The organism is Mesorhizobium sp. L2C084A000 (genome assembly GCF_000502875.1).
Classification (GTDB): Bacteria; Pseudomonadota; Alphaproteobacteria; order Rhizobiales; family Rhizobiaceae; genus Mesorhizobium.
In genome coordinates, this window is sequence record NZ_AYWX01000033.1 from 20,453 (window position 1) to 28,296 (window position 7,844).

Sequence of the window (7,844 nt, forward strand, 5' to 3'; positions counted from 1 at the left end):
GACTTGTCCTTGACGGTCACGAGCACGGCGGCAGGTTTGCCGTGGTCGGGGAGCCCTTCCTTGGGCGGAGCCGACGACGGTGTTCGAGGGGAACTCGCCATGAGCCGGGTGCGCAGAGATCGTCCGACGCTCTTGTATTTGCTGGATCCCAGCCGGCTCCGCCTCCGACTGCCTCGGTAGCTCGGTATCCTGAGCGCGTCGGCGGCATCATGCCATTATCATCCTACGAATTGCATGCTCCATCGTCCTGGACGAGACCGGTTTGGCTAGCCAAAGGACGAAGGTCTGATTACCAGATGTGATCGGCATGGGGTCGCTTCCACCAACGACGATGATGGGCACCGTCATCAGGGTGGTACGTACGGCTTCGGGCTGTCCTGGCCCGAGGAAAGTCGCTTTATCGAAAATTAGGAGGTCGGCTGCCTTCCCGCTCTCGATCCAGTCGCAAAGACTCTCGAAGGTCGCGAAGCCGACCGGCTTATAACCCAGCGCGGCGATCTTATCCTTGTAGATCTCCAACGCTGCTGGATCGGGGTCAACGACTGCAATGATTTCTCCGTTGCCAAGTGATCCATCGCATGGGCCGAAAGCGCTATCAGCTCTGACCTGCTCCTCAGCGCAGGCCGGTAAGTAGAGATCGAAGCGTGTACCTCGGCCAACAGCCGAGGTGACGTCAAGGCATCCTGCGAGCGCGCTCACATGGCGGTCCACTGCAGCAAGACCCAGTCCGGTCCCGCCGACGCGAGAGCGCGTGGTAAAAAAGGGCTCAAAGATATGCGGAAGCACCGAACTTGCGATTCCTTGGCCATCGTCGCTGATGGAGAGGAGAACGTAATCTCCCGGTTTCAAGGTGCCCTTAGCCACGGGCTTCGTTTGACAGACGTGAGCGCGAGAAACGCTAATCTCGACACGGCCCTCATTCAAGAGAGCCTCCGACGCGTTCTTGCATAGATTCATAAGGATCTGCTGTATCTCGGTCGGGCTGCCCTCGATCACCGTTTGCCACTCGTTGATCTTGAAGTTCAACTGAACATCCGCACGAAGTGTAACCCGCAGCAATGGCGCGAGATCCATTACACTCTCCGAGACGTCGAAAGGCATCGTCACGCGCTTCCGATTTCGGCTTAGTGACAAAATTTGATCAATAATCAGTTTGGCTCGGTTGCTGGCCAAGATAATTTGGCCGATGTGGCCCCGAATTCTCGAGGGGCGACGCACAAGACCTTTAGCCATCTCTGCGTAGCCGACTATTGCTCCTAGAACATTATTGAATTCATGTGTAACGCCGCTTGCGATTGTGCCGACAGCCGTCAGCCTTTCCGCATGCTCCCATCGACTCTCAAAAAGGTTACGTTCCGTGTGTACACGTTGCATTTCAAGATGGTTGCCTAAACGCACAGTAGCGCTCGCCAGAACCAGGAGGTCGTCTGTGGAGGGTGGTGAGCGATCTCCTTCAAAAACAAGGATACAAACCGCAGCCTGCTGATCGGAGGCCCGGCAACCAACAATTTGACAAACACCGGTAGTGCCTACGGCAGTCCGAACCACTTCCGACGCCGGAACGACGCGAAACACTGGCTGTTCCGGGTGTACAAGTGAGACGACTTCATGGATTAGCGTGGCGTTCCAGACGCGCATGCGCTTGTTCGCGACAAAGTACTCGGTATTCCTGCTGATACACGGATCCACCAGAGCAAGCGCGCATTGATCGGCATCGAAAACGCATTGAATGAGTCTAAGCGCTGCTTCGGTGGAGAAGCGCCGCGAAGCCTTCGTTGCTTGACTGTCGATGAAACAAGCTTCGATCTCACTCATCGCCGCTTCAAGCTCTAACCGCCTTTCCAACCGGTTCGTCCGCACATGCAGCGTGGAGGCTCGAATGGTCGCAAACAAGCAGAGGCATATGGACATCAAGCCAAAGAAAAGTCGTGTACGCTGCGCTTGCGCGCTGGCGAAGCTGTAGGCTTTCAGATGTTCTCGCTCCAATTCGGCAGCCTTGGCGAACGTGTCGAAGGATGGGATCCGATTGACAGCGCGGTCCAACCTCAACATTGAGGACAGGATAGCGCGGCCCTCGCGGGCAACATCCTCCGTGACTTGGTCCTGGCTAGGAGGAAGTCGGCGGAGAGACTGATCGATTTGTAATGCGAGGCTGAATCCCGGTCTGGCCGAAAATTGAAGGATCAGATTGGAAAATTCAGGCCTGTTCGACACTCCCCCCCGAAGGCGATTAGCCGAGCGAGCAAAGCGTACGAGAGAGCTTTGCAGAAGCTCATTTTGCGCGGCCGAGGCCGAGATGGCAGCTTCTGTGTTTTCGAGGGAATTTTTGAGCTGTGCAACCAACCTGGAGTGCACCCCGGAGCTCTCATTGGGCGAAATCTCAACAAGGCGTTGGTAGTTTTGAAGGTTCCTTTTTAATGCTTGCCCGGTAGAAGCAACGGAACGGAAGTCCAATACCATGTCGGCGCGGGCGACGTCTCGCTGGAGCAATGCGTAGTTGATCTGAATCGTCCGCAGTTCGCTTAGGACCGCCTCGTTGATCTGGGGGTCTTGCCACTGTATCGCGACCAAGAGCGCAACCGAGGCCACTAGGGCCATTACAGAAGCTTTGTCGGTACTGAGCCATTTTTCCCAAACGAACGGCGTTTGATCCGCGGTGCGTGCCTTGCGAAGGTCCGATTTGAATTCTAGCTCCCCATCGCGTCGGTGTGCGGCCGGATGCTGCTGGAACAGGAAAGCCAAGTGTACCTCTCCCCTCAAATAGGCGGTGTAGACGCCGTTGCACTCTGCCCCCATGGCCCGCTGACCTTCCATTGATTCGCGGGCGTTTCGACCTCGACGGCGAGGCGGCAGCACAAGGCGGGCAACTGATCGCAGTTTTCGGAACTGGTCTTCCGAGAGATCATCGAAGGGGCATACAAGCGCACGCCTGCAGCAGCCGAGGATGATACCGGCCGGTCAAACGCAACTGGCGAGGGCCGGATCTGCTGTTGGCTGGCAGCTAACACTGGCGGGGCGGCGGCCTCGACTCCGGCGTGCCTAGAGCCGGCTGCTGCGAAAGCGTCCGACACGCTTCCCTTGCGGTCATCCCGTCCAGCGGGCATCCTTGGATCGCTGAAAAAAGACGAGGCGGCTTGATGATCCTGCCCTCGCTGAAGCACCTCGCGAAACCCTTGTTCCAGTCGCAGAAGCTCCTCTGGACCGGTAGGCGGCTCGTCAGCTCGACCATCGAACAGCGGCCGGAGCGCCTCGGACACGTGCTGCTCAAAGCCCACTCGCCGGGCCTGGACCGCTTGCCCGTCTTCCAAGCCGGCGTCCTGCACCTGCGACAAAGCTGTTACACGGGATGGATTACTATTTCGCGGGTTCATACTAGCCTCACATCAAACTGTATCGTCAAAGTCCTGCGCCAATTCACACAGCGGGTCATCGAGTTGAGATTCTGCGGAGAGCGCCTCCTCTGCTCCCGTCAAGGGCGCCGGCTCCGGGAGGGCGCCTGTCTGGCTTTCAAAGATGCGTTTCAGAATGCGATCCGAGAAATATCGCACCTTCCTCAATTTTAATGGTGGCAGACCTTTGATGAGAACAATCTCGTAGTCGTCATCGAGCAGCCGAACCTGTTCGGGACGCAATAGCGGTGCACCTTGATGTGAATTCTGAATGGTCCAGTCGAACGTTCGCGCCTGGCTGTGGGAAATCGATTTGGCTTCAAACGTGTATTCACCGATGGCCTTGGAAATGTAGTTCGGAGTCTCGTCATCAGCCGTGGCCATGAACACTTGCAGTCCGGTATTGCTGAGAAAATTCTGCTTGCCAGCCTCTCCATAAGCCCCCGTCAGTGCCGAAAGGCTTTGGATGATGAGCATGAAACGCCCCTTGTAGCCCGCGATAGTCGTGATTGCGGTCTCGATCGCTTCCAGCTTACCCAAGTGCTTGAACTCGTCGAGCAGGAAGAGAACCTCGTGCTTTTCATCCCGGCGGGCCAGCGACCGCTGCAGAATTGAAACGATTTGCTGAAAAAACAAGCGTATCAGAGGCGCGATCACCTCAAGGTCGTTCGGACCAACGCAAAGATAGATGCACGTTCTGCGACGGCGAAGATCATAGACCGAAAAGTCCGAGCGACTTGTGGCCGCCTTTACAGCGGGATCCGCCCACAGGTTGAGCCCGCCATCGCCGAGCACGGAAGTGTAGGAGGTTAGGATTTTCGTATCGTTCCCCGCCATGTCGTCGAAGATGCGTTGTGCCTCTTTGTTCTGGGTCTCCATGGCGAGTCGCGCGAAGAGCTTAAACTTCTCCCCCGGCTGGGCGAAGAGGTCATAGACGGCGCCGATTGTTGGCGTGCCCCGCTCGATGCAGGCAAGGATTCCCGCGACAAAGATATCTCGCGCGCCGCTGACGAAACCTTCCGCGCCCTCCCCCTTGGCCGTAATCAGGTTTGCGGCCAAGCGGCGGGCTTCGGTGAATTGCTGCTGTGGAGGCAACGCTATAAGATCCAACAGCGGATTGTAGCAGTTTGTGCGCCGCTCCGAATCCAGCGGCGCGAATTTAAACACGTCGTCACCTGCGGCTTTGCGCGCCCTCGAGGTGAGCTCAAAGAGCTCCCCCTTGACGTCCAGAGCTATCACCGAGCCTTTGAATGTAAGTAGCGTTGGAATGACTATGCCGACGCCCTTGCCAGCGCGGGTCGGTGCAACGATGAGGCTGTGAGGCTGCTCGCCATTGGTCAGGTAGTAGCCAGGCCAGAAAGGGCCACTTGTCTTCCCAAACACCGGCCCTGTCACGCCACGGTATCGTCGCAGATATCCCGTGCGTCGCATTTCATCCACTCGAGCCCAACGAGCCGTCCCGTGGTGTTCGAGCTTGCGGCGCAATACGATCTGCTGAATCAGCAAGACGACCGCGGACGTCGAGAGCACGATAGCCGCGCCCCGATAGAAAACGGGGGTTGCGAAACCCAAATAGAAGGGCGTCTCAAACCAAAAGGCACGGACATCAAACGCCATCAGAGCCTCGCCGCTGCCGCCGTGGCGGAAGGTTGCGTAAAGACTTGCCGCACAGAAGCCCACGGCGAGTGAGCACGCGATGCTAATGGCTATGTTGGGGGGCGTCGTTTTTGTTGAAAGCATTGTTCCATTGCCGGATTAGCCGTAGCTAATGCTGCGCGTGCTTCAGAGACCGAACCGGCGTCGCGCGATGTCGCCGCTCGACAGATCGATGCCGCAGCGGGTGGTGCGATGCTTGCAGCGCATCACCCGGCAGACGTGGTTTTTGAAAGTTACACTAAGCAGGTACGTCAACGGCCAGCGAATTGGAAACGGCAAGGCCGTAAACGGAATTCGGGAGAGAAAGCGTCACTGTACCATGGCCGAGACCTCAACGGCCGGAGCGATCTCTGCTTCTGGTGGCCTCCATTAGGTCCTCTCGGGCGTGATTGAAGGCGTGGTTTATGGACCGCCCGATTTGAGCACCCCGCTGCAGCTGTTCATACGAGGTTTGCGGGCCTACTGTATCACGGACTGCAGCCTCAATACCTGCTATGTGGCCGTCCAGATTCGCACTCCGTTCCTCTGCTGCATGCTGCGGCGGCGGCATGTGCGGCAAGATGTCTTGCATGCCGGGAAAAACTGAGTGAGCTTGGGCCTGTTGGTTTGCGTCTAACTGTTGATACATGTTGAGAATAGCATTGGATGCCATCATCCTGACATTGCCATCCGGATCAGAAGAAGCCAATCCAATGGCCTGATCAAGAATGCGAGATTTGTTTTCGTCAGTAAACTTACTGAAGTGTGGCGCAACGTAATAAGCTCCGAGAGCTTGCGACGGCGGATCCATGTTGCCAATGCGATTAACAATAGCATCTTGCAGCCCTGGCGTTAGGTAATCGCCTAAATTACTGGCCGCTCCGACTTTCTGCAATGCTATGTCATCCGTGCTGTACCCCAATTCGGCTGTTAATGTCGCGGCCAGATTGATGGCTGATCGTCCAAGCCGATTGGTCCGCCTTTCAAATCTCGCGAGGTCAGTTTCTGGCCCGGGTTGAGTGCCCCGAACGGCTGTTCGCTCGTGCGTCCCGAGGCCTTTGAAGCCCCCAAGATTTCGCGCTGTATCGCGCGGGTTAGCGGTTACCAGCCGTTCTGCAACATCGCTCAATGGCCCCTCTGGAACGTCACGGAGGCTACTGCTCCCCACGCCTTGAGATGATCTTGCAGCTGCACGTGCCCGTTTGTTATCGCGATCCATTGCTCGCCTCCAAAGTAGTTATTCTACCCAATGAGGTTACCACCGAAGCTTGACCTGCTAAACCGATATGATGTTACAGTTGTAGTATGGCAAAGGGTTCCCAGCTCTGTGGGTCTGCCAAGTGCCCGTCCAAGCCGAAGAAAATACGATGAAGCTGGCATCAAATGCGATGTGAACTGCCCCGGGCATTCCGGTGGCCGTTCCGTTTGAGTCACGCGGCTATGGCTGGTTCATCCAGCATGGCGTAGTAGCGTTCCTCGGCTTCGGCCGGCGGGATGTTGCCGATGGGCTCCAGCAGGATTGTTGAAGCAGTCGACCCATTCGAGCGTGGCGAACTCGACGGCCTCGAATGAGCGCCAGGGTCCGCGTCGATGCATCACCTCGGCCTTGTAAAGACCGTTGATCGTTTCCGCGAGAGCATTATCGAAAGAGTCGCCGACACTGCCCACTGCGGGTTCGACGCCGGCCGCCGCCAAGCGCTCGGTGTATTGAATGCCGAACCCTAGAGAATCAGCCCTCAGAGCCTTTGGTAATAGACCGACCCCTCGCACCTGTTTGGGCTGGGTGTACAAGTCAGGTTTTCATCAGGTTGGACGAGTATGTCTGGCAGCCAGAGCGCGACCACTTCCGTGCCCGCCCGCTCGTCTGGCAGACACACAAAGGAGAAAGACATGCCGTCAGCTACAAGCAGCGCCATCGTTTCCTGCCGCAGATCATCGCCCATCCGGTCTGGCCCTCCTTCAGGTCCCCTTGGCCTGTGTCTCGTCGAGGAAATGGCCCGGGAGCGGGATCGTGGTTTCGTATGAGACAATCCGCCGGTGCGGCAACAAATGCGGTCCGCATACGGAGCCATTACGTCGCGGCACTTGATATTGCAGTGCAGCAAAGGTAGAGGGCCGCCCCTTATCGGAGTGTCGTCCATGGTCCTTACCAATACTGGTAGCGAGGCAGAACCCGTCGAACAGTCGAGCCATCCGGCAATCGAACAGCAAAGCCCCGAGGTGCTGATGCTAGGCGCGCTCGGCGTTGTCTATGGCGATATTGGCACCAGCCCGATCTACGCGTTCCGTGAGGCGCTGGTGGCGTCGTCGGGCGGCAATGTCGCCGAGCGCGGCGATATCCTCGGCGTTTTGTCATTGATCATCTGGTCGCTGACGATCATCGTCACCATCAAGTACATCATGTTCGTGCTGCGCGCCGATAACGGCGGCGAGGGCGGCGTGCTGTCGCTGATGGCGCTGGCGCGCGGCAGTTTCCCCAAGCGCTCGGCGCTGATGCTCGGCATCGGCATCGTCGGGGCATCGCTTTTCTTCGGTGATGCCGTCATCACACCGGCGATATCGGTGCTGTCGGCGGTTGAGGGCATGAATGTCGTCACGCCGACCTTCCAGCCCTATGTCGTGCCGCTGACACTGGTCATTCTTACCATGGTGTTTGCGGTGCAGCGCTTCGGCACGGGCGGGGTAGGATTGGTGTTCGGCCCGGTGACGGCGGTGTGGTTCCTGGCAATTGGCCTTTCCGGGCTCAACCACATCATCGCCGATCCGGAAATCCTGTGGGCGGTGAGCCCGCACTACATCGTCGCCTTCCTGATCAATTCG

General features: G+C 57.6%; 4 protein-coding genes and 1 pseudogene. 1 reads left to right on the forward strand and 4 read right to left on the reverse strand.

The genetic code is table 11. From position 1 onward, the window contains the following. Window positions 1-207: 207 nt before the first annotated feature. The 4 genes and pseudogenes from X735_RS136160 to X735_RS01000000166585 form a co-directional block, all read right to left on the reverse strand. Window positions 208-2,742 carry a two-component system VirA-like sensor kinase gene (locus tag X735_RS136160; RefSeq protein ID WP_031214004.1) on the reverse strand — a complete coding sequence of 845 codons (2,535 nt, stop codon included), beginning with the start codon at window positions 2,740-2,742 and terminating at the stop codon, window positions 208-210. 641 nt (window positions 2,743-3,383) lie between these two features. Beyond that, complete coding sequence (gene virD4, locus X735_RS136155) at window positions 3,384-5,129, reverse strand: type IV secretion system ATPase VirD4 (RefSeq protein WP_023766569.1); 1,746 nt, start codon at window positions 5,127-5,129, stop codon at window positions 3,384-3,386. A 247-nt stretch (window positions 5,130-5,376) separates the two neighbouring features. Then, entirely contained in the window at window positions 5,377-6,153 is a 777-nt protein-coding gene (locus tag X735_RS0135555) for a hypothetical protein (RefSeq protein WP_245273324.1), read from the reverse strand. Window positions 6,154-6,454: 301 nt separating this feature from the next. Further along, window positions 6,455-6,737 (reverse strand): annotated as a pseudogene (locus tag X735_RS01000000166585) (IS3 family transposase); the annotation flags it as partial. Window positions 6,738-7,163: 426 nt separating this feature from the next. Between X735_RS01000000166585 and X735_RS0135565 the strand changes: the two are divergent. Further along, window positions 7,164-7,844: KUP/HAK/KT family potassium transporter (locus X735_RS0135565; RefSeq protein WP_031214008.1), on the forward strand; the 681-nt coding region annotated here is incomplete at its 3' end.